Origin of the sequence: Humibacter sp., from assembly GCF_051954055.1 — a bacterium.
Taxonomy (GTDB): domain Bacteria; phylum Actinomycetota; class Actinomycetes; order Actinomycetales; family Microbacteriaceae; genus Humibacter.
The window spans coordinates 16,454-42,668 of sequence record NZ_JBQCIE010000087.1 but is presented as its reverse complement, the minus strand read 5'-3'; the positions used below and the strand labels follow the sequence as shown (position 1 = coordinate 42,668).

General features: G+C 68.2%; 24 protein-coding genes and 1 tRNA gene. 12 read left to right on the top strand and 13 right to left on the bottom strand.

Features of this window, described 5'->3' with window-relative positions:
- Positions 1-5: 5 nt before the first annotated feature.
- Positions 6-854, bottom strand: a complete 849-nt coding sequence (locus ACTHNC_RS09555) for an alpha/beta fold hydrolase (protein ID WP_440294367.1) — start codon at positions 852-854, stop codon at positions 6-8.
- Between the two features lie 429 nt (positions 855-1,283).
- Here ACTHNC_RS09555 and ACTHNC_RS09550 point away from each other — a divergent pair, with 429 nt between their 5' ends.
- On the top strand, positions 1,284-1,667 hold the full coding sequence (locus ACTHNC_RS09550) for a helix-turn-helix domain-containing protein (RefSeq protein ID WP_440294385.1): 384 nt from the start codon (positions 1,284-1,286) through the stop codon (positions 1,665-1,667).
- Between the two features lie 9 nt (positions 1,668-1,676).
- Here ACTHNC_RS09550 and ACTHNC_RS09545 read toward each other — a convergent pair whose 3' ends face one another.
- The 3 genes from ACTHNC_RS09545 to moaA form a co-directional block, all read right to left on the bottom strand.
- A complete protein-coding gene (locus ACTHNC_RS09545) occupies positions 1,677-4,016 on the bottom strand; it encodes an FdhF/YdeP family oxidoreductase (RefSeq protein WP_440294366.1) in 2,340 nt (779 codons plus the stop codon).
- On the bottom strand, positions 4,013-4,864 hold the full coding sequence (gene fdhD, locus ACTHNC_RS09540; protein ID WP_440294365.1) for a formate dehydrogenase accessory sulfurtransferase FdhD: 852 nt from the start codon (positions 4,862-4,864) through the stop codon (positions 4,013-4,015). Before fdhD ends, ACTHNC_RS09545 begins: the two co-directional genes overlap by 4 nt.
- Before the next feature lie 61 nt (positions 4,865-4,925).
- Positions 4,926-6,014 carry a GTP 3',8-cyclase MoaA gene (moaA, locus tag ACTHNC_RS09535; protein ID WP_440294364.1) on the bottom strand — a complete coding sequence of 363 codons (1,089 nt, stop codon included), beginning with the start codon at positions 6,012-6,014 and terminating at the stop codon, positions 4,926-4,928.
- Positions 6,015-6,184: 170 nt separating this feature from the next.
- Between moaA and ACTHNC_RS09530 the strand changes: the two genes are divergently transcribed.
- Positions 6,185-6,763 (top strand): hypothetical protein, encoded by a 579-nt coding sequence (locus ACTHNC_RS09530; RefSeq protein WP_440294363.1) that lies wholly within the window; start codon positions 6,185-6,187, stop codon positions 6,761-6,763.
- Positions 6,764-6,892: 129 nt separating this feature from the next.
- Here ACTHNC_RS09530 and gdhA read toward each other — a convergent pair whose 3' ends face one another.
- The 4 genes from gdhA to ACTHNC_RS09510 all read right to left on the bottom strand — a co-directional run bounded on the left by gdhA (position 6,893) and on the right by ACTHNC_RS09510 (position 11,310).
- Positions 6,893-8,242, bottom strand: a complete 1,350-nt coding sequence (gene gdhA, locus ACTHNC_RS09525; protein ID WP_440294362.1) for an NADP-specific glutamate dehydrogenase — start codon at positions 8,240-8,242, stop codon at positions 6,893-6,895.
- Positions 8,243-8,378: 136 nt separating this feature from the next.
- On the bottom strand, positions 8,379-9,086 hold the full coding sequence (locus tag ACTHNC_RS09520; protein ID WP_440294361.1) for an NADPH-dependent F420 reductase: 708 nt from the start codon (positions 9,084-9,086) through the stop codon (positions 8,379-8,381).
- A gap of 27 nt (positions 9,087-9,113) precedes the next feature.
- Positions 9,114-10,427 carry an MFS transporter gene (locus ACTHNC_RS09515; protein WP_440294360.1) on the bottom strand — a complete coding sequence of 438 codons (1,314 nt, stop codon included), beginning with the start codon at positions 10,425-10,427 and terminating at the stop codon, positions 9,114-9,116.
- A gap of 4 nt (positions 10,428-10,431) precedes the next feature.
- A complete protein-coding gene (locus tag ACTHNC_RS09510; RefSeq protein ID WP_440294359.1) occupies positions 10,432-11,310 on the bottom strand; it encodes a helix-turn-helix transcriptional regulator in 879 nt (292 codons plus the stop codon).
- A 101-nt stretch (positions 11,311-11,411) separates the two neighbouring features.
- Between ACTHNC_RS09510 and ACTHNC_RS09505 the strand changes: the two genes are divergently transcribed.
- Positions 11,412-12,191 carry an SDR family oxidoreductase gene (locus ACTHNC_RS09505; RefSeq protein WP_440294358.1) on the top strand — a complete coding sequence of 260 codons (780 nt, stop codon included), beginning with the start codon at positions 11,412-11,414 and terminating at the stop codon, positions 12,189-12,191.
- A gap of 1 nt (position 12,192) precedes the next feature.
- Here ACTHNC_RS09505 and ACTHNC_RS09500 read toward each other — a convergent pair whose 3' ends face one another.
- Positions 12,193-13,056: a GNAT family N-acetyltransferase gene (locus ACTHNC_RS09500; protein ID WP_440294357.1), complete on the bottom strand. Its 864-nt coding sequence runs from the start codon at positions 13,054-13,056 to the stop codon at positions 12,193-12,195.
- Between the two features lie 433 nt (positions 13,057-13,489).
- On the opposite strand from ACTHNC_RS09500, the gene ACTHNC_RS09495 reads away from it, so the two are divergent.
- On the top strand, positions 13,490-14,614 hold the full coding sequence (locus ACTHNC_RS09495; RefSeq protein WP_440294356.1) for a 3-deoxy-7-phosphoheptulonate synthase: 1,125 nt from the start codon (positions 13,490-13,492) through the stop codon (positions 14,612-14,614).
- On the opposite strand, the gene ACTHNC_RS09490 is transcribed toward ACTHNC_RS09495, so the two are convergent.
- Entirely contained in the window at positions 14,584-15,315 is a 732-nt protein-coding gene (locus ACTHNC_RS09490; protein WP_440294355.1) for a GTP pyrophosphokinase, read from the bottom strand. The genes ACTHNC_RS09495 and ACTHNC_RS09490 overlap by 31 nt on opposite strands.
- A gap of 67 nt (positions 15,316-15,382) precedes the next feature.
- Between ACTHNC_RS09490 and ACTHNC_RS09485 the strand changes: the two genes are divergently transcribed.
- Complete coding sequence (locus ACTHNC_RS09485; RefSeq protein ID WP_440294354.1) at positions 15,383-15,919, top strand: GNAT family N-acetyltransferase; 537 nt, start codon at positions 15,383-15,385, stop codon at positions 15,917-15,919.
- 10 nt (positions 15,920-15,929) lie between these two features.
- Here ACTHNC_RS09485 and ACTHNC_RS09480 read toward each other — a convergent pair whose 3' ends face one another.
- Positions 15,930-16,424 (bottom strand): MarR family winged helix-turn-helix transcriptional regulator, encoded by a 495-nt coding sequence (locus ACTHNC_RS09480; protein WP_440294353.1) that lies wholly within the window; start codon positions 16,422-16,424, stop codon positions 15,930-15,932.
- A gap of 148 nt (positions 16,425-16,572) precedes the next feature.
- Here ACTHNC_RS09480 and ACTHNC_RS09475 point away from each other — a divergent pair, with 148 nt between their 5' ends.
- From ACTHNC_RS09475 to ACTHNC_RS09450, 6 genes are all read left to right on the top strand, one after another.
- Entirely contained in the window at positions 16,573-17,025 is a 453-nt protein-coding gene (locus ACTHNC_RS09475) for an iron chaperone (protein ID WP_440294352.1), read from the top strand.
- A 49-nt stretch (positions 17,026-17,074) separates the two neighbouring features.
- A tRNA-Gln gene (locus ACTHNC_RS09470) sits at positions 17,075-17,146 on the top strand.
- Positions 17,147-17,220: 74 nt separating this feature from the next.
- Positions 17,221-18,684 (top strand): bifunctional UDP-N-acetylglucosamine diphosphorylase/glucosamine-1-phosphate N-acetyltransferase GlmU, encoded by a 1,464-nt coding sequence (gene glmU / locus ACTHNC_RS09465; RefSeq protein WP_440294351.1) that lies wholly within the window; start codon positions 17,221-17,223, stop codon positions 18,682-18,684.
- A complete protein-coding gene (locus ACTHNC_RS09460; RefSeq protein WP_440294350.1) occupies positions 18,659-19,693 on the top strand; it encodes a ribose-phosphate diphosphokinase in 1,035 nt (344 codons plus the stop codon). Before glmU ends, ACTHNC_RS09460 begins: the two co-directional genes overlap by 26 nt.
- A gap of 25 nt (positions 19,694-19,718) precedes the next feature.
- Positions 19,719-20,972, top strand: coding sequence for a chloride channel protein (locus tag ACTHNC_RS09455; protein ID WP_440294349.1), 1,254 nt, complete (start codon positions 19,719-19,721; stop codon positions 20,970-20,972).
- A 100-nt stretch (positions 20,973-21,072) separates the two neighbouring features.
- Positions 21,073-22,548 carry a DHA2 family efflux MFS transporter permease subunit gene (locus ACTHNC_RS09450; protein WP_440294348.1) on the top strand — a complete coding sequence of 492 codons (1,476 nt, stop codon included), beginning with the start codon at positions 21,073-21,075 and terminating at the stop codon, positions 22,546-22,548.
- A 45-nt stretch (positions 22,549-22,593) separates the two neighbouring features.
- Here ACTHNC_RS09450 and gndA read toward each other — a convergent pair whose 3' ends face one another.
- Together gndA and ACTHNC_RS09440 are read right to left on the bottom strand one after the other, a co-directional pair.
- A complete protein-coding gene (gndA, locus tag ACTHNC_RS09445) occupies positions 22,594-24,048 on the bottom strand; it encodes an NADP-dependent phosphogluconate dehydrogenase (RefSeq protein WP_440294347.1) in 1,455 nt (484 codons plus the stop codon).
- 34 nt (positions 24,049-24,082) lie between these two features.
- Positions 24,083-25,048, bottom strand: a complete 966-nt coding sequence (locus ACTHNC_RS09440; protein WP_440294346.1) for an NAD(P)-dependent oxidoreductase — start codon at positions 25,046-25,048, stop codon at positions 24,083-24,085.
- Positions 25,049-25,129: 81 nt separating this feature from the next.
- Here ACTHNC_RS09440 and ACTHNC_RS09435 point away from each other — a divergent pair, with 81 nt between their 5' ends.
- Entirely contained in the window at positions 25,130-26,182 is a 1,053-nt protein-coding gene (locus ACTHNC_RS09435) for a D-2-hydroxyacid dehydrogenase (RefSeq protein WP_440294345.1), read from the top strand.
- Positions 26,183-26,215: the final 33 nt, after the last annotated feature.

Genomic DNA, 26,215 nt, shown 5'->3' with positions numbered 1-26,215 from the left:
CGCGCTCATACGGCGAAGAGTGTTCGGGCGACCCGTTCCGGGTCCTCCAGGTTCGGCGAGTGCCCGAGGCCGTCCAGCAGCTCGATGCGAGCATCGGGAACGATTCGATAGTCGTCGGCCGATGCCGGGTTCCAGCGGGCATCCTGCTCCCCGAAGATCACCAGGAGAGGCTTGCCGAGTGGCGCCAGCCGGTCGGGCAGTGCGCGATCGCTCAGGTAACGACGGATGGCGATCGACACCGCGCCGAACACGGCGAAGTCCAGCTGGCGGAACTGGTCGACATAGTCCTGAGGGATCGCGAAGCCGGGATGGAAGCCATCGCGCATCGCCTGACGTAGCTGATCGTCTGTGAGCTCGGCCCAGGAGGCGCCGCGCAGATCGACGCCCTCGGCGATATAGGAACCCATGCTCGGTCCGGTGTCGATCAGCGCGAGCGCCGAGACCGCACCGGGACACTCCTCGGCAAGGCCGGTGGCGAAGACCCCGCCGCTGGAGTGACCGACCGCCGTGACGGGACCCACATCCAGTCGGTCGAGCACCATGCCGATTTGCCTGCCGACGGTGGCGACTCCGTAGTCCAGCGTCTCCGGCATGGCGGAGCGACCGCAGCCTGGAAGATCGATCCGGATGACCCGGTGAGCCGACGTTGCAAACGGGAGCAAGGGCTCCCACGATCGTGACGACGCGGCGGTCCCGTGAATGAGCAGCAGGGGATCGCCGTCCCGCGGTCCGTCTTCGAATACGGCGAACCCGACGCCGTCGGCGGTCACGAGGCGACCCTCGGCGGGGACCGAGCGTCCGTTGTGGTGAGCGGTTGCGGGAGAGCCGGGTGGAACAGCAGTGGAAGAGGTCATACCGCGAGCCTGGCTTCTTGCGGCGGCCCTGGCTTGTACAAATGTTCCCGCTTACGCTGTTCGCCATGGCGGGCGTCCGAGAGGATTCGACGCGCGGCGGTGACGGCGAGCAGCCGGTAGACGGATTGTTGTGGGACGTCAGCGCCCCGTCGCGACCGATCTCACTCCCGGGCGTACAGGCGGCGGGATTCACCGACCGCGGTCTCACGCCGCCGCAGCTGCGGCTGATCCCGCATCCGGCTCTGACACTGATTCTCGTGTTCGATGGCAACATCTGGGTGCAGAACGAAGCGGGGCAGCGGCTGAAGGGCAGTCTCGTGCTGGCGCCCGGGTTCGGCCAGGTGCTCAGCTCGACGCAGCTGCAGACGTTCGGATGCCTGCAGTTGCGACTGTCACCGCCCGTGGCCCGAGCCGTGCTGGGGCGCGCGGCTGCCGAGATCGACGGCATCCTGCAGCTCGACGACGTCTGGGGGCGACGCGCGGTCCCGCGGCACCATCCGCGTCGAGCAGCTGGCTGCCAACCTCGGGTGGAGCCGTCGCCGGCTCTGGGCGCGCTTCCGATCGGAGGTCGGGATGACGCCGAAGGGTGCGACGAAGCTCGTGCGCTTCGACCACGCGGTACACCGGCTGGCTGTCGGGCAACCACCGGCAAGCGTGGCCGCGGAGGTCGGTTTCAGCGATCAGTCCCATCTCCATCGCGATGTCGCGGCGTTCACCGGCCTGACGCCATCGACAGTCGGAGACGAACCGTTCCTGGCCGTCGACGGCCTCGCCTGGGGCTGGCCGGATCGGACCCCCGGCGGGAGTCGGTAGCTTCCGGCTCTACGCGAGCGCGCGCTCGATGCGCACGACCACGGACTTCGACGCCGGCGTGTTGCTCACCTCCGCCGTGGCATCCAGCGGCACCAGCGGGTTCGCCTCGGGGAAGTACGCGGCGGCGCATCCTCTCGCGGTCGGATACGACACCAGCCGGAACCCGCGGATCACCCGGTCCACACCGTCGTCGTACTCGCTGTGCACGTCGACGCGCTGCCCATCCGTGAGGCCCAGTTCGGCGATGTCGAGCGGGTTCACGAAGATGACGTCTCGACCCTTCTTCACTCCCCGATACCGGTCGTTCAGGCTGTAGATCGTCGTGTTGAACTGGTCGTGCGCCCTCACGGTCTGCAGCAGAAGCCTGCCCGGAGGACACTCCACGTACTGCAACTCGTTGACGGTGAACTTCGCCCTACCGGTGTCGGTGGGGAACGTACGCGAATCGCGCGGCCCGTGCGGAAGCACGAATCCGCCCTCCCGCCGGATCTTCGCGTTGTAGTCGTCGCAGCCCGTGCAGACGTTCGCGATGTGATCGCGGATGCGGTCGTAGTCGGCCTCGAACCCGGCCCAGTCGACCTCCACCTTGTCCCCGAGCGTCGCGCGGGCCAGCCGCGTGATGATCGAGATCTCCGACAGCAGGTTCGGCGACACCGGCTCGACCTTGCCCCACGACGGATGCACCGCACACACCGTGTCTTCCACGGAGACGAACTGCTCGCCGGATGCCTGCAGGTCGATCTCCGTGCGTCCCATCGTGGGCAGGATGATCGCCTCGCGTCCCACGACGGCGTGCGACCGGTTGAGCTTGGTCGACACCTGCACCGTCAGCTCCGCCTTCTGCACGGCGGACTCGGCGGCATCCGTGTCGGAGATCGCGGCGACCAGGTTGCCGCCGAGTGCGAACCACACCTTGATGCGTCCGTCGGCGAGGGCGCGGATGCCGTCGACGCTGTCGACCCCGTTCTCGCGCGGCGGCTCGAAACGGAACTCCTTCTGCAGCTTGTCGAGGAACGCCGGCGGCATCTTCTCCCAGATGCCCATCGTGCGGTCGCCCTGCACGTTGCTGTGTCCGCGGATCGGGGATGCTCCGGCGCCTGGCTTGCCGATGTTCCCGCGCAGGAACAGCAGGTTCATGATGTCTTTGATCGTCGCGACGGCGCGCTTGTGCTGGGTGAGCCCCATCGCCCACGTGATGATCACCCGGTCGGCGTTCATGTACCGCTCGGCGAGCTTGTCGATCTCCCCACTGGTGAGCCCGGTCGCCTTGAGCACCTCGGCCTCGTCCAGCGACCGCAGGCTGGCGGCGAACTCGTCGTATCCCTGGCAGTAGCGGTCGATGAAGTCGTGGTCGAGCACGGTGCCCGGGGCGGCATCCTCCGCCTCGATGACACGCTTCGCCACGGCCTGCGCGAGCGCCTGGTCGCCGCTCAGCCTGATCTGCAGAAAGTCGTCGGCAAGCCCTGTGCCCTCGCCGATCCATCCGCTGACCTTCTGCGGGTTCTTGTACCGCATCAGCCCGGCCTCCGGCAGCGGGTTCACGGCGACGATCTTCGCGCCCGCCTCCTTCGCCTCCTCGAGTGCAGTGAGCATCCGTGGATGGTTCGTGCCGGGGTTCTGCCCCATGATCACGATCAGGTCCGCCTTGGCGAAGTCGTCGTAGGTGACGGTGCACTTGCCGACGCCGATCACCTCGCCGAGCGCCGCACCGGTGGACTCGTGGCACATGTTCGAGCAGTCGGGGAGGTTGTTGGTGCCGTACGCCCTGGCGAACAGCTGGTACGTGAACGCCGCCTCGTTCGACGTGCGGCCGCTCGTGTAGAACGCGGCCTGGTCGGGGTTCTCGAGCGAGTTCAGCTTGTCCGCGATGATGCGGAACGCCTCATCCCAGCCGACCGGGACGTAACGGTCGCTGTCCGCCGCCTTGTACACGGGCTCGACCAGCCGGCCCTGCATGCCCAGCCAGTACTCCGACTTCTCCAGCAGAACCGGAATCGGATGCTCCTGCCAGAACGAGCTGGGAACGGTGACGGGCGTCGCCTCCCAGGTGACCGCCTTCGCCCCGTTCTCGCAGAACTCGGCGATCTTGCGATGCGACGGATCCGGCCACGCGCAGCTCATGCAGTCGAAGCCGTCCTTGTGGTTCATGGACGTCAGCAGCTTCGCTGCGCGCGACGGGCCCATCTCGCGCACGGCCGGTCCCACCGAGTGCATGATCCCCGGGATGCCCGCCGCCCAGTGCTTGGGATGTGAGATCTCCAGGTGCTCGGAGTCGTCGACGTTGCGCTCGCTGAGGTGCTCGTCCTTGTGCGCCGTCTTGTGCTCGCTGGGGGCTTCGTGGATCGTCATGCCGCACTTCCTTCCGCCTGCGCGGGCACGATCCGCTGGGCGCCCGCGTACACCACCATGGACTCCCCGCGCAGGAATCCGACCACGCTCATGCCGGCCTCGATCGCGAGCTCGACCGCGAGCGACGACGGCGCCGACACCGCCGCCAGCATCGGGATGCCCGCCATGAGGGCCTTCTGCGTCAGCTCGAAGCTCGCGCGGCCGGAGACCATGAGCACCGTTCCAGTCAGCGGCAGCAGGTCGTGCGTCAGCGCCCAGCCGACGACCTTGTCGACGGCGTTGTGTCTTCCCACGTCCTCGCGCACCACGAGCAGCTCGTCGTCCGCGACCCTGTACAGTCCTGCTGCGTGCAGACCGCCGGTCTTCTCGAACACGTCCTGGGCGGCGCGAAGCCGGTCGGGCAGGCCGACGAGGGTCTCCGCAGAAATCCGCAGCGGGTCATCCTGCACACCGAACGCGGATGTCGTCCGCACCGCATCGATGCTGGCCTTGCCGCACAGTCCGCACGAGCTCGTCGTGAAGAACTCCCTCGCCAGTTCGGGCGCAGGCGGTGCGACTCCCGGCGCGAGCGTCACATCGAGCACGTTGTACGTGTTGCCCACTCCTGCATCGCCCGCGCAGAACCTGGCCGAGGCGAACTGCTCGCCGCGGCTGATGACGCCCTCGGAGACCAGGAAGCCCGCTGCCAACTCCACGTCGTGGCCCGGAGTCCTCATCGTCACCGCGAGCGAGCGGCCGCCGACGCGGATCTCGAGCGGCTCCTCGACGACGAGTGTGTCCTCGCGCCTCGTGATGCCGGCGCCGAGTGTCAGCCGGGCGACTCTCCGTCGGGTCGTGACTCTGCCCATATTTCAGGAATACGCCCGTACCCCCGCTATCGCAACACGACGCACGGCGGGCACCACGCCGTCAGCCGCCGATGTACGACATCTCCACCTTGCGGCCGTGCGAGGCGATGCCGTCGGTGGCGGATGATCGCAGTTGCGAGTACCGATCGTCGCGGTTGGACCAGACCCCGGCCAGCGCCGACTTCAGCTCGGCGTCATCGGCACCGCTTCGCAGCAGCGCGCGCAGGTCCGTGCCCTCGCTCGCGAACAGACAGGTGTACAGGCGTCCGTCGGCAGAGATCCGTGCCCGGTTGCAGGTGGCGCAGAACGGCTGCGTCACCGAGGAGATCACTCCGAACTCGCCCGAGCCGTCGAGGTAGCGCCAGCGCGCCGCGGTCTCCCCGGGAGCGGTCGGCGTGAGCGGTTCGATCGGATACGCGGCTCGGATACGCTCGACGATCTCGCGCGATGGCACCACCTCGTCGAGCCGCCAGCCGTTCGTCGCGCCCACGTCCATGTACTCGATGAAGCGCAGCACGTAGCCGGTTCCGCGGAAGTGCTCGGCCATCGGGAGCACGTCGTCGTCGTTCTGGCCGCGCTTGACGACCATGTTGACCTTGATCGGGCCGAGCCCGACCTCGTGCGCCACCTCGAGCCCGTGCAGAACGCGCTCGAGCGGGAAGTCGACGTCGTTCATCCGCCGGAACGTGGCGTCGTCGAGGGAGTCGAGCGAGACGGTGACCCGGTGCAGGCCGGCATCCTTGAGCGACTGCGCCTTCACCGCCAGCGCCGAGCCGTTCGTCGTCATCGCGATGTCGAGGGGCGCGCCGTCGACCGTGCGCAGCTCGGCGAGCATCCCGATCAGCTCCTCGATGCCTCGACGCAGCAGCGGTTCGCCGCCGGTGAGGCGCACCTTGCGCACGCCGAGCCGCGTGCCGATCCGGGCGACGCGCACGATCTCCTCGAACGTGAGCAGCTCCGCACGGGGCATGAACACGTAGTCGCGGCCGAAGATCTCGCGCGGCATGCAGTACACGCAGCGGAAGTTGCAGCGATCGGTCACCGAGACGCGCAGGTCGGTGAGGGGACGGCCGAGGCGATCGGCCGGAAGACCGGTCGAGGGAAGCCGGAGCGCGCGCGGCTCGTCGTCGCGATGAAGCGTGTTCGTCACGGCGTGCTCCCTTGCCTGAGAAGTCGTCTCGACGTCGCCCGAGCGACCCCGCGATCCGCTGATTGTTCACTTCGAGGGTAGCCGTGTCGCCTGCTGTGGCAGTCCCTTGAAGTTGTCTGGGAACAGGGTCACTATGAGATGGAGGGGAACTGAGTAGAAGAAGGTTCACCATGCATTTCGCAGTGTCGATGTTCCCACCTCTGGCACTCGGATTCTTCGGCCTCGGCACCGGCTACCTGATCTACGGACCGCAGGAGTTGCTGGGCTGGCCCAAGCGCGACGAACGCGTCGACCGAGCCACGGGCGTGTGGGGAATCTGGATGCCCGGCTTCTGTCAGCTCGTAACCGGGATCATCCTCTTCATCGGTTTGAGCTGGTTCCAGGTGTTCAAGGGCGCACCGCTGTACATGGCTGCGCTCGCGTTCTCCGCATACGGCATTCACTGGTTCGCCATCGGCTACAACCGCTACCGCGGGAGCGACCCGAGGCCGAACGCGGGGATGTCTGTCGCGTTCTTCATCATCTCGGTCACCGGCCTGATCGTGTTCTTCGCCGCCGGCGACTGGGCGGTCGGGTTGCTGTTCGTCGGCCTGGCGCTGATCTACGCCTCGGACTTCTTCGCCTCGATCGGCGTGGTCCTCGGCGAGCGGGCGCTCGGGTTCTGGCACCTCGTCACAGGGCTGTGGCTGATGTACCTGATGATCTCCGTGGCGCTCGACTTCTCCCTCGGCTGGCATCTCGTCAACTGAATAAAGCCCCATCCGACCCGGTCACCCGAATCCGGTCAACCCGAACGGGCAGTCCGATAAGGCCACCGTCCGCCGTCGGCACCCATTCCCCTCGTGCCGACGACGGCGGCGTGCCTTGCCCGGGCAGCGTCAGATGAGCCCGAGCGCGAGCATGGCATCGGCCACCTGGGTGAAGCCGGCGATGTTCGCTCCCACCACGTAGTTGCCCGGCGCTCCGTACTCATCGGCCGTCGCCAGGCACCGGTCGTGGATCGACCGCATGATCTCGGCGAGTCGCTCCTCGGTGTACTCGAACGTCCACGAGTCGCGCGAGGCGTTCTGCTGCATCTCGAGAGCGCTCGTGGCGACCCCTCCCGCGTTGGCGGCCTTGCCAGGGGCGAAGGCGACACCGGCGTCGCGGAGCGAGCGGATGGCATCCGGCGTCGTGGGCATGTTGGCGCCCTCCGCGACGATGCGGCAGCCGCCGGCGATCAGGCTTGCTGCCGCTCGCCCGTCGAGCTCGTTCTGCGTGGCGCATGGGAGTGCGATGTCGCATGCCACGTCCCAGATCGAACCGCCCTGCACGTAGCGAACGGATGCTCCGCGCCGCTGCGCGTACTCGCTCACCCTGCCCCTGTGGCCGTTCTTGATCTCTTTGAGCAGGTCGAGGTCGATTCCGGCTTCGTCGACGATGTAGCCGTCGGAGTCGGAACAGGCGATGGCGATGCCGCCCAGCTCGTGCACCTTCTCGATGGCGTAGATCGCCACGTTCCCCGAGCCGGAGACGACAACCCGCTTGCCGTCGAAGGAGTCGCCGGATGCCTTCAGCATCTCGTCGACGAAGAACACGGCACCGTAGCCCGTCGCCTCCGTGCGCACCTGGGACCCGCCCCACGTGAGACCCTTGCCGGTGAGCGTGCCCGACTCGTATCTGTTCGTGATGCGCTTGTACTGCCCGAACAGGTAGCCGAGCTCACGCCCGCCGACGCCGATGTCGCCGGCCGGAACATCCGTATGCTCGCCGATGTGGCGGTACAGCTCGGTCATGAACGACTGGCAGAACCGCATCACCTCGGCGTCTGACTTGCCCTTCGGGTCGAAGTCGCTTCCGCCCTTTCCGCCGCCGATCGGCAGACCGGTGAGCGAGTTCTTGAAGATCTGCTCGAACCCGAGGAACTTCACGATGCCCAGGTACACGCTCGGGTGGAAGCGAAGTCCGCCCTTGTACGGCCCGAGCGCCGAGTTGAACTCGACCCGGAACCCGCGGTTCAGCTGCACGTGTCCTGCGTCGTCGGTCCACGGCACGCGGAAGATGATCTGACGCTCCGGCTCGCACAGTCGGCGGATGACCTCGGCATCCGCGTACTCGGAATGCTTCGCCACCACCGGCCCCAGGCTCTCGAGCACCTCGCGCACCGCCTGGTGGAACTCGCGTTCTCCCGGGTTGCGGCGCACGACCTCGTCGAAGACCGTCAGCAGGTTCGGGTCGAGTTCGGGCACGGAGGTCTCCAATCAACGGGGGAGGGGGGGTACGACCGGCACGGGGCGGAGGATGCCCGGCGCGGGGACGACGTCGGCGGCGACCACGACAGCCTACCGCCGCCTGAGAGGGCGCTCAGGTAGAGGCGGTCGCAGGTTACGCGGCTCGCTCGGCCCGTGCTCTGGCGACGACTCGCCCGCGGGCGGAGTCGGGGAAGGTCGAGAGCAGGTAGCGCACCTGGTCCGCGTCGACATCCGCTCCGAAGAGCTCGGTGTTGGGCTCCATGCGGATGCCCTCGGCGAGCGGTCCGGCCACGACGGCGTCGAACCCGAAGGCGTCGACGATTCCGACGACGGCCGCCACGTCTTCCTCGCGGTCGCCGGCGACGGCGATCGCCTTGCGACCCTCGACGCCCTGCGGACGCGTCTCCTCCTCGAGGTCGTGGTAGCCCATGTGGTTGAACGCCTTCACGACGCGCGAGCCGGGCAGGAACCGCTGCACGATCTCGCTCGTCGACGTGAGCGGATCGTTGAAGTCTTCCCTGATGCCGTCGACCTCCCACCAGTAGTTCATCGCGTCGATGACGAGCTTGCCGCGCAGAGCATCCACCGGGAGCGATTCGTGCTTTCCCAGCGGCAGCGCGAGGATGACGGCATCCGCCTGCTCTGCAGCCTCCGCCGCGCTCACGGCGCGCGCGCCGGGCACGAGCACGTCGACGATGAGGGCGATCCTCGACGCCTCGCCGGAGCCGGCGATCAGCACGTCGTAGCCCGCCGCCACCGCAAGCCTTGCCAGCACGGTGCCGAGCTTGCCGGCGCCGAGGACGCCGATCGTGCGGATGCCCGTGCTCGTCTCCTCGCTCACGCCCCTATTGTCGCGCGCGGTCCACGGTCATGCCGTCGGGGTCGTCTCGCTGCCGTCGGGAAGCCTGCGCAGTCGGCTGAGCGGCGAGAACACGACGATGCCGCACCCGAGGAGCCCGCAGACGCAGCCGACCCACATCGTCGGAACCACGCCGATCCAGCCGCCGAGGGCACCCGTGACCACGCCGCTGATCGGGATGACGCCCCACACCACGAACCGGATGGACGCGTTCATGCGCCCGAGGAGCGGGGGAGGGCAGATGCGCTGCCGGAACGAGAGCTGGGCGACGTTGTACACGACGACGGAGAACATCAGGAAGAACTCGCCCACCACGAGCATCGGGACCGCCGCGTACACGACCGCGGACTTCGGAACGACCGCGGCCAGCGGCACCAGGAACATTGCGACACTGCTGAGCAGCGCCGCGACCACGATGATGCGCCCCTCGCCGATCCACCGCGACAGCGCAGAAGAGCCGATCGCGCCGAGGATGCCGCCAACGGCACCGACCGCAGCCATCGCACCGTACAGGGCGGGCGAGAGTCCCAGCGTGCGCAGAACGAAGATCGACAGCAGCGTGGTGACGAACCCCTCGAACAGGTTGAACGACGCGGTCATCATGGTGATGCGGCGCAGCAGTGAGTTGCCGAACACGAACCGCAAGCCCTCCGCGATGTCGCGGACGAGGGACGAGTGCTCCGTCTTCTCGTGCCGGGGTTCGTCATCCCTGATCGAGGCGACGAAGCCGAAGGAGAAGAGGTAGCCGATCGAGGTGGCCAGAACCACGAGCGGTGCAGGCATGATGGCCAGCAGCCCGCCGGATGCCGCCGGGCCGCCGACGCGTGCCACCTGCGCGCTCGTCTCCAGCCCCGAGTTCGCCGCGGTGACGTGCCGCGACGGCACGATGCGCGGCACGTAGCTCTGGTACGTGACGTCGAAGAACACCGTCGCACCGCCCACGACGGCGCCGACCACGTAGAGGTACCAGATCTGCAGCAGCCCCAGCCACCAGAGCAGCGGGATGGATGCCAGCGCGAGCGCCCGCACGACGTCGGCCGTCATCATCACCCGGCGCTTGCGCATCCGGTCCACCCAGGCGCCGACCGGCAGCCCGATCACCAGGAACGCGAGCGTCTCCGCCGCGCTGAGCAGGCCGACCTCCTGCGCCGTCGCATCCAGAACCAGCACGGCGAGCACCGGAATGGCGAATGTGCCGACCTGTTCGCCGGCCTGGCTGAGCGTCTCGCCGAACCAGAGCCGAACGAACGACGGGTTGCGCCACACGGAACGCGACGCGACCCCCGCATCCGCGGTGTCGCGCGGGTCGGTGGTGTCGCGCATCCGCTCACTCTAACGGCGTCGCGGGTGCGCCCGAAGGGGTCGAAGCGACCGAGAACGCCTGCGTTCCCAGCACCGAGAGCAGCCGCAGCTTCTCCTCGGCCTCCGTGCCGGACGCGGTGAGCACGAGCAGCGCCTGCCCCTGGTCCTCGGTGAAGAGCACCTGGCAGTCCAACTCGATCGGGCCTACCTCGGGATGCACGAGCACCTTGTGGTCCTCGAACCTCTTGGCGACCTCGTGCCGGTCCCACAGGTCGGAGAACTCGCCGCTGACTCGCTGCAGCTCGCGCACCAGCTCGCCCGCCCTCGAGCGTGCGCCCATCGCGCCGTACGCCGCGCGCAGGTTCGCGACCAGAGCGCGGCTCTGCCGGTCTCGGTCGTGTGCGGGGTAGAGCATCCGTTCGGTCTCCGGATGCCTGAACCAGCGGTAGACATCGCTGCGTTCCCACCCGGTGAGCGCGCTGCGGTCGCCGAAGAGCGCGTCTGCCATGCGGTTCTGCACCAGCGTCTCGCCGACGGCCGAGATCACAAGCGCGGGGGAGTCGTCGAGCCGGTCGAGCACCCGCAGCAGGGCTGGCGCCACGTGCGCCGCGGTGGAGACGTCATCCGGGATGCCGTGCCCGGCCATGCGGTAGAGGTAGTCGCGCTCGTCGCGGCTAAGCCGCAGCGCCCTGGTCAGGGATGCCAGCATCTGCTCGCTCGGCTGCGGCCCGCGCTGCTGCTCGAGCCGCGTGTAATAGTCCACCGACATGGCGGCGAGCTGCGCGACCTCCTCGCGGCGCAGCCCGGGAGTGCGGCGTCGGGGACCCTCTGAAAGGCCGACGTCGCGCGGCGTGAGCTCCCCGCGACGGCGACGGAGGAACTCGGCGAGGGCTGCGGCATCCATGTGTCCATCTTGCTCGGCCGTGCGGACGGGGAACCAGGGATCCGTGATCCCCCGATAGCCGCTCTCTGCCGCCCGTCGCGCCGGGATCGCACGCTGGAGCCATGAACATCACCGGAAACACCGTTTTCATCCCCGGCGCGACAAGCGGAATCGGCCTCGCGCTCGCCGTCGCCCTGCACGAGCGGGGCAACGACGTCATCGTAGGCGGTCGCCGTGCCGAGCTGCTCGAGCGCATCCGGGCAGAGCATCGAGGCATCGACACCGTGCAGCTGGATACCGCCGATGCGCAGAGCATCCAGTCCGCGGCCGATCACGTGCTGAGCAGGCATCCCGACCTGAACGTGCTCATCACGATGGCCGGCATCATGCGCACGGAGGACTGGCACTCGCCCGAGGGCTTCCTCTCCACCGCCGAGGCGACGATCACGACGAACCTCCTCGGACCGATCCGGCTCATCGGCGCCTTCGTCGAGCACCTGCAGTCGAGGCAGGATGCCGTGATCATGACCGTCTCGTCCGGCCTCGCGTTCGTGCCCCTCGCCGTCACACCGACGTACAACGCCACCAAAGCGGCGATCCACCGGCTCAGCGAGGGCATCAGGCTGCAGCTGGTCGACACCGGCGTGCAGATCATGGAACTCGTGCCGCCCGCGGTGCGCACCGCGCTCATGCCGGGGCAGGAGGAGAGCGAGTTCGCCATGCCGCTCGACGCCTACGTGGCCGAGGTGATGCAGCTCATCGAGACGCAGCCGGATGCCCGGGAGATCCAGGTGCAGAACGTCAAGTTCCTGCGCTACGCGGAGGTGCGCGGAGAGTACGACGCGGTGGTCGCGACGCTCAACCGGCTGGACCCGCACTCGCGTGCGGAGGCTGCCGCCTGAGTCAGCGGCTCGGCGCCGACAGGTACCGATAGCTCGTCGCCTGCCGGAACCCCAGCCCGTTGTACAGCCGTCGCGCGACCGCGTTCGAGGCCATCACCTGAAGCCAGAGCGCGGTCGCGCCGCGGCGCGCGGCGTGCTCGAGCAGTGCGGCGATCACGGAGCGGGCGTGACCACGGCCGCGGGCATCCGCTCGGGTCGCGAGCGCGTAGAGGCCGCCCCAGCGCACGCCGTTCTGCTCCACGAGAGCGAGCCGTCCGACGGATGCCGCGCCGCGCGCATCCCGCACCGTCGCGTACAGTGCGGACCCGCCGGTGACGATGCGCCGGGCGACTTCGAGCTCGTCCGGCCCGCCGCGGCCGTCGACGGCCCACCACAGGTCGAGCCAGTCGGCGTCGGGCTTCTCGCTCACGGTAAGGGTCGTCTCGGGCGCGTGCGTTGGCGAACCGGCGAGCGCGTCAGCAACGGTCGCGAGTCCGGCGACGAGCAGCGGCGTCTCGCTGTCGGCGACGTAGCCTTGCCCCACCAGGGCCGAAGCCAGTTCAGCATCGTCGTCGGTGATCTGGAAGGTCGGTGGCAGGCCGCGCTCGCGGTACCAGCTCTCGACGACCGCGATCGCGGCGTCCTCATCGGCCACCTCACCCACCGGGTACACGGAGTTCGCGCGCCGTGTCACGCCGTGCGAGAACCGGGCGACCCATCCGATCGAGCGGTCGGCGCCGATCGACCCGTCCGAACCGATCGGCGCGCCGTCCGCGGCTCCGACGACGCGGCGCTCGATCGCGGGCCACCCGGCATCCGCCAACGCGGTCCAGTCGGCCTGCAGACCGGGATCGGCGATCGCTGCGTCGGGTGCGGAGACGTCCATCGGAACACGCTATCGCGGCTCCGCCGCGCACCGACTCGATCGGCCCGCCGATCGACGCCAGCCCCTCCCCGGGTCGTAGCGCTACACCTATCGGCATCCGCCACAGCCCGGGTCGTAGCGCTACACCTATCGGCATCCGCCACAGGATTATTCAGTAGCGGATGCCGATAGCTGTAGCGCGAAGGACGGTCTTCGAGCGCCACGACCCGTCACGCGATTGGTATACGGCGGTCGGTGGTGATACGGTGACCGGCATGAGAACCCGCTGGTATGCGTATTTCGCGTTGGCTCTGGAGGAGCCGACGGTCGGGATGCGCTGACCAGCAGACTTCTCCAGAGCCAACGGGCAGGATCCAGCAGGGATCCTGCCTTTCGTCTTAATCGGCGGTTGGCCTGGCTGAGGCCTCTCGCCGCAGAACCGAGAGGACCAGTCATGAACCCGCGCACGTCGACAGCCACAGACCGGCGACCGAGGCAGGCGCCGAGCACCGCGAACACGAGGGTAGTCGCCCTGGAGCCCCTGCCCACACCGGCCGAGGTGCGCGCCGAACTGCCGCTGAGCGCGGATGCCGCAGCGCTCGTGGCCCGCAGCCGTCGCGAGATCGAGGCGGTGCTGCGCGGCGACGACCCGCGCCTGCTCGCGGTCGTCGGGCCCTGCTCCGTTCACGATCCGGATGCCGCGCTCGACTACGCGCGTCGCCTCGCCCAGGTCGCGCGGGAGCACCGAGACGACCTCCTCGTCGTGATGCGCGTCTACTTCGAGAAGCCGCGCTCGACCGGGGGCTGGAAGGGTCTCATCAACGATCCGCACCTCGACGGAACGCACCGGGTCGCCGATGGTCTGCGCATGGCGCGCCGGCTTCTCCTCGACATCCTCGAGCTCGGGCTGCCGGTCGGCTGCGAGTTCCTGGAGCCGACGAGCCCGCAGTACATCGCGGATGCCGTCAGCTGGGGAGCAATCGGCGCCCGCACCACCGAGAGCCAGATCCACCGGCAGCTCGCCAGCGGCCTCTCCATGCCGATCGGTTTCAAGAACGCGACGGACGGCGATGTGCAGGTCGCGGTGGACGGCTGCACGGTCGCCACCCAGCGCCACGTGTTCTTCGGCGTGGACGACGACGGGCGGGCGGCGCTGGTGTCCACGAGCGGGAACGACGCGGGGCACGTCATCCTGCGCGGCGGGCGAGGTGCCCCCAACTACGACACGTCGAGCGTGGAGCACGCCGCCGACCTGCTCTCGCGGGCCGGACACACGCCGCGCGTGATCGTCGACGCCAGTCACGGCAACAGCGGCAAGAGCCATGTGAGGCAGGCATCCGTGCTGCGCGAGCTCGCCGATCAGGTTCGCTCCGGCGACCCGATCGCCGGCGTCATGGCCGAGAGCTTCCTCGTGCCGGGCAACCAGCCGCTGACCGACGCCGGACGTGAGGGACTCGTCTACGGGCAGAGCATCACGGATGCCTGCATCGGCTGGCCCGAGACCGCCGAGCTGCTCGACGTGCTCGCCGCGGCCTCCCGCGAAAGGCGTCAGATGGCGATGGTCGGTGCCGACGGCTGATAACCGCGCACCTCGTGGTGCAGGCGCTCCATCGTCTCGTCGAGGTGGGCGGCGGCCTCGGCCGCCTCGGTGAGCCCGTCGATCAGGTGCTGAGGCACCTGCGCGTCGTACTTGTAGTACGTCTTGTGCTCGAGGCTGGCCCAGAAATCCATCGCGATGGTGCGGAACTGCACCTCGACGCGCACCTGCTCAGGGCCGCCGGAGAGGAAGACCGGCACCTCGAGGATGACGTGCAGGCTGCGGTATCCGTTCGGCTTCGGCCGAGCGATGTAGTCCTTCACCTCGAGCACCGTGATGTCGTCCTGCGAGGTCAGCAGCTCGACGATGCGGTACACGTCGCTGACGAAGCTGCAGATGACACGCACGCCCGCGATGTCGGACAGGCCCTCGCGAATGGAGTCGAGGTCGAAGTCGACGCCCTTGCGGGCAGCCTTCTCCAGCACGCCCTCCATCGTCTTGACCCGGCACGAGATGCTCTCGATCGGGTTGTACCCGGCGGTGAGGTTGAACTCCTCGCGCAGGATGTCGAGCTTGGTCTCCACTTCGGAGACGCCGAACCGATACCGCATCAGGAACCGGGTGATCTCATCGCGCAGGGCCGTGAGATCGGAGAGCGTTCCACTGTCTGCGCGTTCGAGCAGCTCCAGCGTGCGAGCGCTGAGCAGCGGGCGCACGACATGCTGTGGTTCCACGGCGGTCATGCATCCGACGCTATCCGCACCGACTTGGGGAGTCGTGTGAACTTCGGCCGCCGAATACCATGAGCCGGTGCCTGTTCTGGAGACCGAGCGCCTCGTCCTTCGGCCGTGGCGACTGGACGACCACGACGTCGACTTCGCCTACGACCTCTATTCCCGCTGGGACGTTCAGCGTTACATCGGCCGGACGCCTCGCGTGATCGCCGACCGCGCCGAGGCGGATACGCGTGTCGCGCGATACGCCGCGGAGGAGCACAGCGCCGCGCACAGCCTGAGCGTCGTCGAGCGACGGGACACCGGCGTACCCGTCGGCGTGCTGCTGCTCAAGCCGATCCCCGCTTCCGGGCCGACCGAACCGCTCGAGCCCTCCGGTGACACCGAGATCGGCTGGCACTTCCACCCCGACCACTGGGGGCACGGGTTCGCCAGCGAAGCCGCGGATGCGGTCCTGCAGCGGGCACTGGATGCGGGCCTCCCGCGGGTCGTCGCCGTCACGTCGCCGCAGAACGAGGCGTCGCAGCGGGTGTGCCTGCGCGTCGGGATGCGGGATGCCGGCCTGACGGACGCCTACTACAACGTCGCCTGCCGACTGTTCGTCGCCCCGTAGACGCCACCCTTCAGTCGAAGTCGAGGCTGAGCTTGCGCAGCAGGCCCGCCAGCCGGGTCTGCTCGTTCGCGGGCAGCGTTCGCAGCAGTTCCGCCTCCGCGTCCACGAGTCGAGTGATGGCGGCATCCACCCGCGTGAGTCCCTGCGGCGTCATCCGCACCAGAATGCCTCGGCCGTCGTTCGGGTCGGTCTGCCGCTCCACCAGCCCGCGCTCCACGAGGCGGTCGATGCGGTTCGTCATGGTGCCGGAGGAGACCAGCGTCTGGGTGAGCAGCGCCTTCGGGCTGAGCCGGTACGGAGCGCCGGCGCGACGGAGGGCGGAGAGCACGTCGAACTCCCACAGCTGCAGCTCGGAGCGTCCGAACGCACCGCGGCGCGCACGATCCAGGTGCTTCGAGAGCCGGTCCACCCGGGAGAGCACCTGCAGCGGTGCGAAGTCGAGGTCGGGGCGCTCACGCTCCCAGGCGTCGACGATCCGGTCCACCTCGTCAGCGTGCTCCGCCATCCCTCCATTATCCGTAGAGCGGATGCCCAGCCACGGCACCCGCGCATCGGGCAGTTTCGGAGAAGCCCGGCCCGACCGGCGCTGCCTAGCATGATGGGCATCCACGGTTCGAACGCGAACCGGACCAACGTGCATCGAGGAGAAGGCCATGGCCACGTCGCAGAAGACATCGTCGAAACCGCAGTTCAGCGCGGACGAACGCGCCGCGATGAAGGAGTACGCCGAGGAGCTGAAGACGAGCGCCCGCCGGGGCGGCAAGGCGACCAAGGAGGAGGGCGAGCGCGACCTGCTCGAGAAGATCGCCGCCATGCCCGAGCCCGACAGGTCGATGGCGACCAGGGTGCACGAGGTGATCACGGACGCGGTGCCGGACTTCATCCTGAAGACCTGGTACGGCATGCCGGCGTATGCGATCGGCAAGGACACGATCTGCTTCTTCCAGCCCGCGAGCAAGTTCAAGGCGCGGTTCGCCACGCTGGGCTTCAGCGACAAGGCGAAGCTCGACGACGGCGACATGTGGCCGATCTACTACGCGCTGAACGAGCTGACGCCCGAGGTGGAGAAGCGCATAGCCGAGCTGGTGCGCAAGGCAGCGGGCTGAGCCGTCGCACCGGCGGATGCCCGTGACTCTGGCAGACTGGAGGTCGCGATCCGCCGTGGTGTAATGGCAGCACGACAGCCTTTGGAGCTGTGAAGTCTAGGTTCGAGTCCTGGCGGCGGAGCTCGCGGTGAACAGAGCGGCGGAGCTCGCGGTATGCAGGGCGGCGGAGCTCGCGGAGTCGGGAATACTTGAACGGTGACCGATCCGAACCTCGCCATCATCGTGCTCGCCGCAGGGCAGGGCACGCGTATGAAGTCCGCGACGCCGAAGCTGCTGCACGAGCTTGCCGGTGCGCCGATCGTCAGCCACGTGCTCGCCACGGCCGGTGCACTCGACCCCGCGGTGGTGCTCGCCGTCGTGCGGTACGAGCGCGACCGCCTCGCCAAGGTGATCTCCGCCGACCTGCCGTCGGCCGTCATCGTCGATCAGGACGAGATTCCCGGCACCGGACGCGCCGTCGAGCAGGCGATCGCGGCGCTTCCCGCCGACTTCTCCGGTGAGGTGCTGGTGCTGAACGGCGACGTCCCGCTGCTGGATGCCGACACCCTGCTCGACCTCGTCTCCCGCCATCGCACGAGTGGAGCAGGCGCCACCGTGCTGAGCAGCATCGTGCCGGATGCGTCCGGCTACGGCCGCATAGTGCGCACGGACGACGGGTCGCTCGACCGCATCGTGGAGCACAAGGATGCCACGCCGGAGGAGCACGCGATCGGCGAGATCAACGCGGGCATCTACGTGTTCGGGCTGAACGCGCTACGCGATCAGCTGGCGAACCTCAGCACCGACAACGCGCAGGGCGAGAAGTACCTCACGGACGTGATCGAGCTGCTGCGCAGGGCGGGAAGCGATGTGGCGGCCGTGCCCGTCGACGAGCCGTGGAAGGCGGAGGGCATCAACGACCGCGCCCAGCTCAGCGAGGCGGCGGCGCGGCTGAACGCGCTGATCGTGCGCGGATGGCAGCTGAACGGCGTGACGGTGCAAGATCCGGCGACGACGTGGATCGACCTGAAGGTCACGCTCGAGAACGACGTCACGATCCTGCCGGGAACCCAGCTCAAGGGTGCGACGACCGTTGCACGCGGCGCGGTGGTCGGGCCGGACACGACGCTCGTCGACTGCGAGGTCGGCGAGGACGCCACGGTGAAGCGCGCCGACGCGACGCTCGCGGTGATCGGAGCACGGGCATCCGTCGGTCCCTTCGCGTACCTGCGTCCTGGCACCGTGCTCGACGAAAACGGCAAGATCGGCACGTTCGTCGAGACGAAGAACGCCCGGATCGGCGAGGGCAGCAAGGTGCCGCACCTCAGCTACGTCGGCGACACCACCGTGGGTCGGGGCGTGAACCTCGGCGCGGGTACCATCACCGCGAACTACGACGACATCCTCAAGCACCGAACCGAGTTCGGCGACCACGTGCACACCGGCGCTCACAACGTGTTCGTGGCGCCCGTTAGGATCGGAGACGGCGCGAAGACCGGAGCGGGGGCCGTCGTCCGCAAGGATGTCCCGGCCGGGGCACTGGCCTTGAGCGTCGCCCCCCAGCGCAATATCGAGGGGTGGGTCGAGAAGAACCGATCGGGCACGGCGGCCGCGGAGGTGGCGGAGCGTGCTCGATCCGCACAGGAAGCGGACGATGGGTCGCAAAGACAAGACGGTTGATCTCGACCGGGAGCGCGGAATAGCACCAGGCATCGTCGCCAAGACGAAGAAGCGTCTCGTCGTCGCATCCGGCCGCTCCCATCAGGCGCTGGCGAGCGAGGTCGCGCTGGCGCTCGGAACGCAGCTGGTGCCCACCGAGTACCGCACGTTCGCGTCGGGGGAGATCCTCACCCGGTTCGAGGTGTCGATCCGCGGTTGCGACGTGTTCCTCATGCAGTCGTTCGGGCCGCCGGTGAACGAGTGGCTCATGGAGCTCCTCATCATGCTGGATGCCGCCAAGCGGGCATCCGCCAAGCGCATCACCGTGGTCGCGCCCTACTACCCGTATTCGCGTCAGGACAAGAAGGGTCGCGGCCGGGAGCCGATCAGCGCTCGGCTCGTCGCGGACCTGCTGAAGACGGCAGGTGCGGACCGGGTGATGAGTGTGGACCTGCACGCGGCACAGATCCAGGGCTTCTTCGACGGACCGGTGGACCACCTGTTCGCCAAGCCCGTGCTGCTCGAGCACTTCAAGCAGAACCTGTCGCCCGAAGACCGCGAGAACCTCACCGTCGTCTCGCCCGACACCGGTCGAGTCCGGGTCGCCGACCAGTGGTCGGACAGTCTGGGTGCGCCGCTGGCCATCATCCACAAGCGCCGCGACCCGAACGTTGCCAACCAGGTGACGGTGAACGAGATCGTCGGACGTGTCCGCGGCCGGGTGTGCCTTCTCGTCGACGACATGATCGACACCGGCGGCACGATCGTGAAGGCAGCCCAGGCGCTCAAGGAGAACGGTGCGGAGCGCGTCATCGTGGCCGCGACGCACGCCGTGTTCAGCGACCCGGCATCCGAGCGGCTTCAGGATGCCTCCATCGATGAGGTCGTCGTCACCGACACCATCCCTGTGCCGGAGGAGAAGCGGTTCCCGGGCCTCACGATCCTGCCGATTGCTCCGCTGCTGGCGCGAGCGATCCACGAGGTCTTCGAGGACGGCTCCGTCACCTCGATGTTCGACGGTGCGGCCTGAGGAGCGTGCACGCACCCGTGACAGGATGGTGAACCCGTTCTGGGCCACCACCCGCGGCTGGTTGCTCAAGCTCTCCGTCGTGACCGTGCTCGCCGGGGTAGGTGCCGGTGTCGGCGGCGTGTTCCTCACGCTGATCCTGCATCTCACGGAACACCTCGCTTTCGGCTACGAAGAAGGCACCCTGCTCGAGGCGTCGTCACACCTACAACCGTGGCAGCGCATGCTGCCACTGGTGATCGCCGGATTCGTCGGAGCGGCCGGGTGGTACTGCCTTCGGCGATGGGGTGCCAAGATCCGTTCGGTCGTGGATGCCGTCAAGGGCAAGCGGATGCCCGGCATGGTGACCGTGCTCAACACGGTGCTTCAGATGATCGTGGTCGGCCTGGGCGCGTCGGTCGGTCGTGAGGTGGCGCCTCGCGAACTCGGCGCGCTCTTCTCGCAGTGGCTCAGCGATGCCGCCCGGTTGACCCCGCGTGAACGCCGGATCATCATTGCGTGCGGTGCTGGAGCCGGTTTGGCCGCCGTGTATAACGTGCCCTTCGGCGGAGCGCTCTTCACCGTCGAGGTGCTGCTCGCCGAACTCAGTATCGGGACGGTCATCCCAGCGCTCGTCGCCTCCGGCGTGGCGACGCTCGTGGCGAGCCCGTTCGTCCAGCAGACGCCTTGGTACACGGTGCCGAACTACGGCACGACGTGGTCGATCGTGGTCTGGTCGGTTATCGCGGGACCGATCATAGGCCTGGCCGCCTCCGGTTTCACCTGGGGGATCAAGCGGGCGAAGGCACTGCGCCCGAAAGGATGGCTGATCTTCGTGGTCATGCCGGTCGCGTTCACGATCGTGGGACTTCTCGCGGCCTACACGCCTACCGTTCTGGGCAATGGGCGCGCCCTGGCGCAGACCGCTTTCGACGGTGCACTCGGCATCGGCATGTTGGCCGTACTGACCCTGATCAAGGTGTATGCGACGACCACGACGATCGGGTCGGGTGCTGCAGGAGGCACGCTGACGCCGTCGATCGCGATCGGTGCAGGCCTCGGCGCTGTTATGGGCGGAATGTGGTTGATGATCTGGCCGGACGCGCATCTCGGTGCCTTCGCCCTCGTCGGCGCGGCAGCGTTCCTCGCCAGCACGATGCGAGCACCGCTGACCGGGCTTGTGCTGGTGATCGAATTCACGCGTTCCGGCACCGGCCTGATCATTCCGCTGGTCATCGCGGTGGCGATGGCCGTCGCCGTCGAGTACGTCCTCGGTCGGCGTCGCGTGATCGGCGTGGCCTGACCGTCTGAGCGGCACCATCCGGTCGCCACCGGACCTGAGCATCCTGCCGCAGGGACCGCCGGGTCTTCGTAATGTCACCTGCTGCCCGTACTCTGACCGGATGACCGGACAGCCTGCCGCCATCGACTCGCACGACGATACGACCTCTCGCGACGACCCGGAACGCGACTCCAGGGTGCTGTGGCTCTTGCTCGTGGCGACCTTCGTCGTCATCCTCAACGAGACGATCATGTCGGTCGCGATCACCGACATCATGCGCGACTTCCACGTGGATGCGCGTGCCGGCCAATGGCTGACCACGGCCTTCATGCTGACGCTCGCCGTCGTCATCCCGATCACGGGCATCCTGCTGCAGAGATTCAGCACGCGGGCGATGTTCGTCGCCGCCATGACGCTGTTCCCCGCGGGCACGCTCATCGCCGCCACTGCTTCCGTCTTCGGCGTGCTGCTGGTCGCACGGGTGGTGCAGGCATCCGGCACGGCGATCATGATGCCGCTGTTGATGACGACGATCATGACGGTAGTCGCGCCGGCCAAGCGCGGCCGCACGATGGGCAACGTGTCGATCGTGATCTCGGTCGCTCCCGCCATCGGACCGACGATCGCCGGGGTCATCCTCAGCGCGCTCGCGTGGCGCTGGATCTTCTGGTTCGTGCTGCCGATCGCGGTGGGGATGCTGCTGGTCGGCGCCTGGCGGGTACGCAACGTATCCGCGACGGGGCAGGTGCCGATCGATGTGCTCTCGGTCGTGCTGTCGGTGTTCGGGTTCGGCGGAGTCGTGTACGGGCTGAGCCGGATCGGCGCCACGGACCAGTCGGCGTCGGGCGGCACGATGCCGATGGTGGCCGCGTTCGTCGTCGGAGGGGTGGCGCTGATCGCTTTCGTGCTCCGGCAGCTCTTCCTGCAGAGGCGCGATCGCGCCCTGCTCGATCTGCGGACGTTCGGCTCGTCGATCTTCTCCGTGGCCATCGTGCTGATGGCGGTGAGCATGGCGGCACTGCTGGGCACGGTCATCCTGCTGCCCATCTTCATGCAGCAGGTGCTGGGGCTCGATCCTCTCTATATCGGCCTGCTGCTGCTCCCGGGCGGACTCATCATGGGATTGCTCGCCCCGCTCGTCGGCCGGTTGTACGACCGATACGGTGCGAGGAGCCTCCTGGTGCCAGGCGCCGTTCTGATGAGCGCGGCACTCTGGATGCTCGCCTTCGTCGGCGCACACACCTCGCCCTGGTACCTGCTCGCCGCCCACATCGTGCTCAGCGTCGGGCTGGCGTTCCTCTTCACGCCGCTCTTCACCGCAGGACTCGGCGCCGTGCCCGAGCGGTTCTACTCCCACGGAAGCGCCATCATCGGAACCATTCAGCAGGTGGCCGGCGCGGCCGGCACCGCCCTGTTCGTCGCCGTGATGTCCGTGCGCGGTGCAGCACTGGTAGGCGCCGGAGCGAGTACGACGGATGCCACAGCATCCGGTATCGCCCTAGCGTTCATGGTCGGCGCCGTCATCTCACTGGGCGCGGTCGTTGCAGCGTTCTTCGTCAGGACCCCGGCCACCGCGCCCGCGTCTCCCGCCGGTTGAGTCAGTGTTCACCCTGCGCGCTCGACTGACTCAATCGGCCAATCGTCAGTGCGACGAAGGCTGCGTCTCGATCTCGGACCGATCGCCAGACCACAGCGTGTGGAACACGCCGTCCTTGTCGACTCGCTTGTAGGTGTGCGCACCGAAGAAGTCTCGCTGTCCCTGAACCAGGGCTGCCGGGAGCCGGTCGGCGCGCAGGCCGTCGTAGTAGGCCAGGCTCGAGCTGAACGCGGGGGAGGGGATGCCGCCCTGCGCTGCCGCCACGACTACGCGCCGCCACGCCTCCTGGGTGCGCCCGAGCGCATCGCGGAAGTACGGCGCCGTGAGCAGAGCGACCAGTCCGGGGTCGTCGGCGTAGGCCTCGGTGATGCGGTTCAGGAACTGTGCACGGATGATGCATCCGCCGCGCCAGATCGCGGCGATGTCGCCCTTCTTGATGTCCCAGCCGTACTGCTCGGCACCGGCGACGATCTCGTCGAAGCCCTGCGAGTACGCGATGATCTTCGACGCATAGAGCGCCTTGCGCACGTCTTCGACGAATGCGTCCGGGTCGGCGACCTTCCACGCCTCCGAAGGACCGGGGAGGTCGGCGGCGGCCTTCCGCTGCGCGGGCTTGCTCGACAGCGAGCGGGCGAAGACAGCCTCGGCGATGCCAGAGACCGGGATGCCCAGGTCGAGCGCCGTCTGCACGGTCCAGGCTCCCGTGCCCTTCGCGCCGGCCTGGTCGAGGATCACATCGACGAGCGGCTTGCCCGTCTCGGCGTCGACTTGTCGCAGCACCTCTGCCGTGATCTCGATCAGGTAGCTCTCCAGCTCGCCCTTGTTCCACTCGGCGAAGATGTCTGCGATCTCGGCCGGCGACTTGCCGGTGCCGCGACGGATGAGGTCGTACGCCTCCGCGATGAGCTGCATGTCCGCGTACTCGATGCCGTTGTGCACCATCTTCACGAAGTGGCCGGCGCCGTCGTGTCCTACGTGCGTCACGCACGGCTCACCCTCGGCCACCGCGGCGATGGACCGCAGGATCGGGCCCAGCGTCACCCACGACTCGTCCGAGCCGCCCGGCATGATCGACGGCCCGTGCAGCGCGCCCTCCTCGCCGCCGGAGATGCCGGCGCCGACGAAGTTGATGCCGGTTTCGCGCACCGCCTTCTCGCGGCGGATCGTGTCGGTGAACAGTGCGTTACCGCCGTCGACGATGATGTCGCCCGGCTCGAACACCTTGACGAGCTCGTCGATCACGGCATCCGTTCCGCGGCCGGCCTGCACCATGATGATCGCCGTGCGCGGCTTCGACAGCGTCGCGGCGAACTCCTCGTAGCTGGACGCCGGCAGGAAGCCCGCCTCCGGGTGCTCGTCGAGCAGCGTCTGCGTCTTCTCGTACGTACGGTTGAAGACCGCCACCGTGTTGCCCTCGCGGCTGGCGAGGTTGCGGGCGAGGTTCGAGCCCATCACCGCCAGGCCGACGACACCGATGTTCGCTTCTGCTTCGTGGGACATGGGGCTCCTTCGCGGGGGATCTGATTCGGCTCGGTCACGAGCGGGGGAGGGAGGCGATGTGCTTCTGCAGCACGCTGAGGTCGTCGTCGCCGAGTCCGGCGTCGACCAGGGAGGTGAAGAGTTGGGAGAGCATGTTCAGTTGCGGTGTCGCCGTGTTCGTGGCGGTGGCCGCGTCTGTCGCGAATCGGAGGTCTTTCACCATGAAGCCGGCAGGCCCTGAGACGCGGTAGTCCTTGTCGATGAGCCGCTGTTTACGGCTGTCGAGCAGACGAGAACCAGCGTAGCCTCCCGAGAACAGCCCGAGCAGCGCTGCGACGTCGAGACCGCTGCGTTCGGCGATGACGGTCGCCTCCGAAAGCGCCGCCATGGTCGCGGCGACGACGAGCTGGTTGCAGGCCTTGGCGACCTCGCCCGACCCGAGCGGCCCGAGCAGCACGGGCGTGCCCATGGCGGCGAGCACATCGCGCACGCGCCCGAAATCGTCTTCCGACCCGCCTGCCATGATCGAGAGCGTCGCGGATGCCGCGCCGTCGGTCCCGCCTGAGACCGGCGCATCCACCAGATGGACCAGGCCGCCCGTCGCGCCGTCCAGTTCTGCGGCCAGGGCTCGCACGGCCGATGGCGATGATGTCGAGACGATCACGACCACGATCGGATGCCCGACACCGGCCAGGATGCCGTCCGGCCCCTCGAGCAGGTTCCGCAGCTGCGGCAGGTCCGGCAGTACGGAGAGGATCACGTCGCTGTGCTTGGTCAACTCCCTCGGCGTGCTCGCGACACTGGCCCCGGCATCCTCGACACGACTCAGACGGGACGGGTTCCTGCTGTAGACGGTGACGGAGGAGACCGCCTCAGAGGCGAGCAGGTTCATGGTCATCGGCTCGCCCATGTTGCCGACACCGAAGAGGCCGACGCGTACCCGGTTGTGCTTGCGGCGATCCGGCGGCAGCCCGTCGTCGTTCCGATCTTGATCCTTGCGAGACTCACCCTGGCTCGACATGCGGACAGTATAACGAACACTGTTCAGTGGAATGAATGAACGGGGTATCATGTCCGTCAGACCGCACGATGGAGGCCGCCGATGACCGATGACCGCTTGAACGTCGCCGTGGCGACTCCGCTCAGTGAGGAGTTGTGCGCCCTGATCGAGGAGCTCGAGCCGCGAGTACGGCTCGTCCGCGACCAGACCCTCCTGCCCGCCATGCGGCATCCTGCCGACTTCTCCGGCGACCCTTCGTTCCGGCGCACCGAGGAGCAGCAGGAACGCTTCGAGAGCATGCTCGATGCGGCCGACGTGCTCTACGGCATTCCCGACGTCGACCCCGCCGCTCTTCGCCGAGTCGTGCGGGCCAATCCTCGGCTGCGCTGGGTGCAGGTGATGGCAGCGGGCGGCGGCAGCCAGGTGAAAGCCGCCGGCCTGACCGCTGAGGAGTTGCAGCGCGTCGCCTTCACGACGGGGGCCGGCGTGCACGGCGGCCCGCTGGCCGAGTTCGCCGTGTTCGGCCTGCTCGCCGGCGCCAAACGCCTTCCACGGCTCCAGGCGCAGCAGAAGCGCCACGAGTGGAGCGGACGATTCGAGATGGGTCAGCTCGCCGACCAGACCGTGCTGGTGCTCGGGCTCGGCGGTATCGGCATCCAGATCTCCCGACTCCTGAAGGCGTTCGGCTCGCGCGTCATCGGTGTCTCCAGGCACGGCACGCCGGTCGAGTCGGTGGACGAGCTGGTGCATCCCGACCGCATCGCCGAGGTGGCCGGCGATGTCGACGCTGTGGTGGCGGCGCTCCCTGGGACGGCGGCGACGGAAGGGATGCTCGGCGAGGCATTCTTCACGTCGGTCCGCGACGGGGTGACAGTCGTGAACGTGGGACGCGGCACAGTGATCGACGAGCGCGCGCTGACGGCGGCACTCGACGCCGGCCGGGTCGGGTTCGCCGCGCTCGACGTCGTCGCCGTCGAGCCGCTGGCCGCCGACAGCCCGCTGTGGGATCATCCGAACGTGCTGATCAGCCCGCACACCGCCGCGCTCACCACCGCGGAGGATCGCAGGCTGGCAGAGTTGTTCGCCGACAATGCGACGCGGCTGCTCGACGGGCGGCCGCTGCGCAACCTCGTCGACGTCGTCGACTTCTACTGAGCCGACGGGACCACGACTTCTACCGCGCCGTAC

What these genes read in the sequence shown, in the direction of transcription:
- ACTHNC_RS09495 (WP_440294356.1), top strand. Translation starts at nt 13,490, where the DNA reads ATGAACCCGCGCACGTCGACAGCCACAGACCGGCGACCGAGGCAGGCG.
- ACTHNC_RS09555 (WP_440294367.1), bottom strand. Translation starts at nt 854, where the DNA reads ATGACCTCTTCCACTGCTGTTCCACCCGGCTCTCCCGCAACCGCTCAC.
- ACTHNC_RS09440 (WP_440294346.1), bottom strand. Translation starts at nt 25,048, where the DNA reads ATGTCGAGCCAGGGTGAGTCTCGCAAGGATCAAGATCGGAACGACGAC.
- ACTHNC_RS09500 (WP_440294357.1), bottom strand. Translation starts at nt 13,056, where the DNA reads ATGGACGTCTCCGCACCCGACGCAGCGATCGCCGATCCCGGTCTGCAG.
- ACTHNC_RS09545 (WP_440294366.1), bottom strand. Translation starts at nt 4,016, where the DNA reads ATGACGATCCACGAAGCCCCCAGCGAGCACAAGACGGCGCACAAGGAC.
- ACTHNC_RS09475 (WP_440294352.1), top strand. Translation starts at nt 16,573, where the DNA reads ATGGCCACGTCGCAGAAGACATCGTCGAAACCGCAGTTCAGCGCGGAC.
- ACTHNC_RS09530 (WP_440294363.1), top strand. Translation starts at nt 6,185, where the DNA reads ATGCATTTCGCAGTGTCGATGTTCCCACCTCTGGCACTCGGATTCTTC.
- fdhD (WP_440294365.1), bottom strand. Translation starts at nt 4,864, where the DNA reads ATGGGCAGAGTCACGACCCGACGGAGAGTCGCCCGGCTGACACTCGGC.
- ACTHNC_RS09505 (WP_440294358.1), top strand. Translation starts at nt 11,412, where the DNA reads ATGAACATCACCGGAAACACCGTTTTCATCCCCGGCGCGACAAGCGGA.
- ACTHNC_RS09515 (WP_440294360.1), bottom strand. Translation starts at nt 10,427, where the DNA reads ATGCGCGACACCACCGACCCGCGCGACACCGCGGATGCGGGGGTCGCG.
- ACTHNC_RS09480 (WP_440294353.1), bottom strand. Translation starts at nt 16,424, where the DNA reads ATGGCGGAGCACGCTGACGAGGTGGACCGGATCGTCGACGCCTGGGAG.
- ACTHNC_RS09460 (WP_440294350.1), top strand. Translation starts at nt 18,659, where the DNA reads ATGGGTCGCAAAGACAAGACGGTTGATCTCGACCGGGAGCGCGGAATA.
- ACTHNC_RS09455 (WP_440294349.1), top strand. Translation starts at nt 19,719, where the DNA reads ATGGTGAACCCGTTCTGGGCCACCACCCGCGGCTGGTTGCTCAAGCTC.
- gndA (WP_440294347.1), bottom strand. Translation starts at nt 24,048, where the DNA reads ATGTCCCACGAAGCAGAAGCGAACATCGGTGTCGTCGGCCTGGCGGTG.
- ACTHNC_RS09450 (WP_440294348.1), top strand. Translation starts at nt 21,073, where the DNA reads ATGACCGGACAGCCTGCCGCCATCGACTCGCACGACGATACGACCTCT.
- ACTHNC_RS09490 (WP_440294355.1), bottom strand. Translation starts at nt 15,315, where the DNA reads ATGACCGCCGTGGAACCACAGCATGTCGTGCGCCCGCTGCTCAGCGCT.
- ACTHNC_RS09435 (WP_440294345.1), top strand. Translation starts at nt 25,130, where the DNA reads ATGACCGATGACCGCTTGAACGTCGCCGTGGCGACTCCGCTCAGTGAG.
- ACTHNC_RS09510 (WP_440294359.1), bottom strand. Translation starts at nt 11,310, where the DNA reads ATGGATGCCGCAGCCCTCGCCGAGTTCCTCCGTCGCCGTCGCGGGGAG.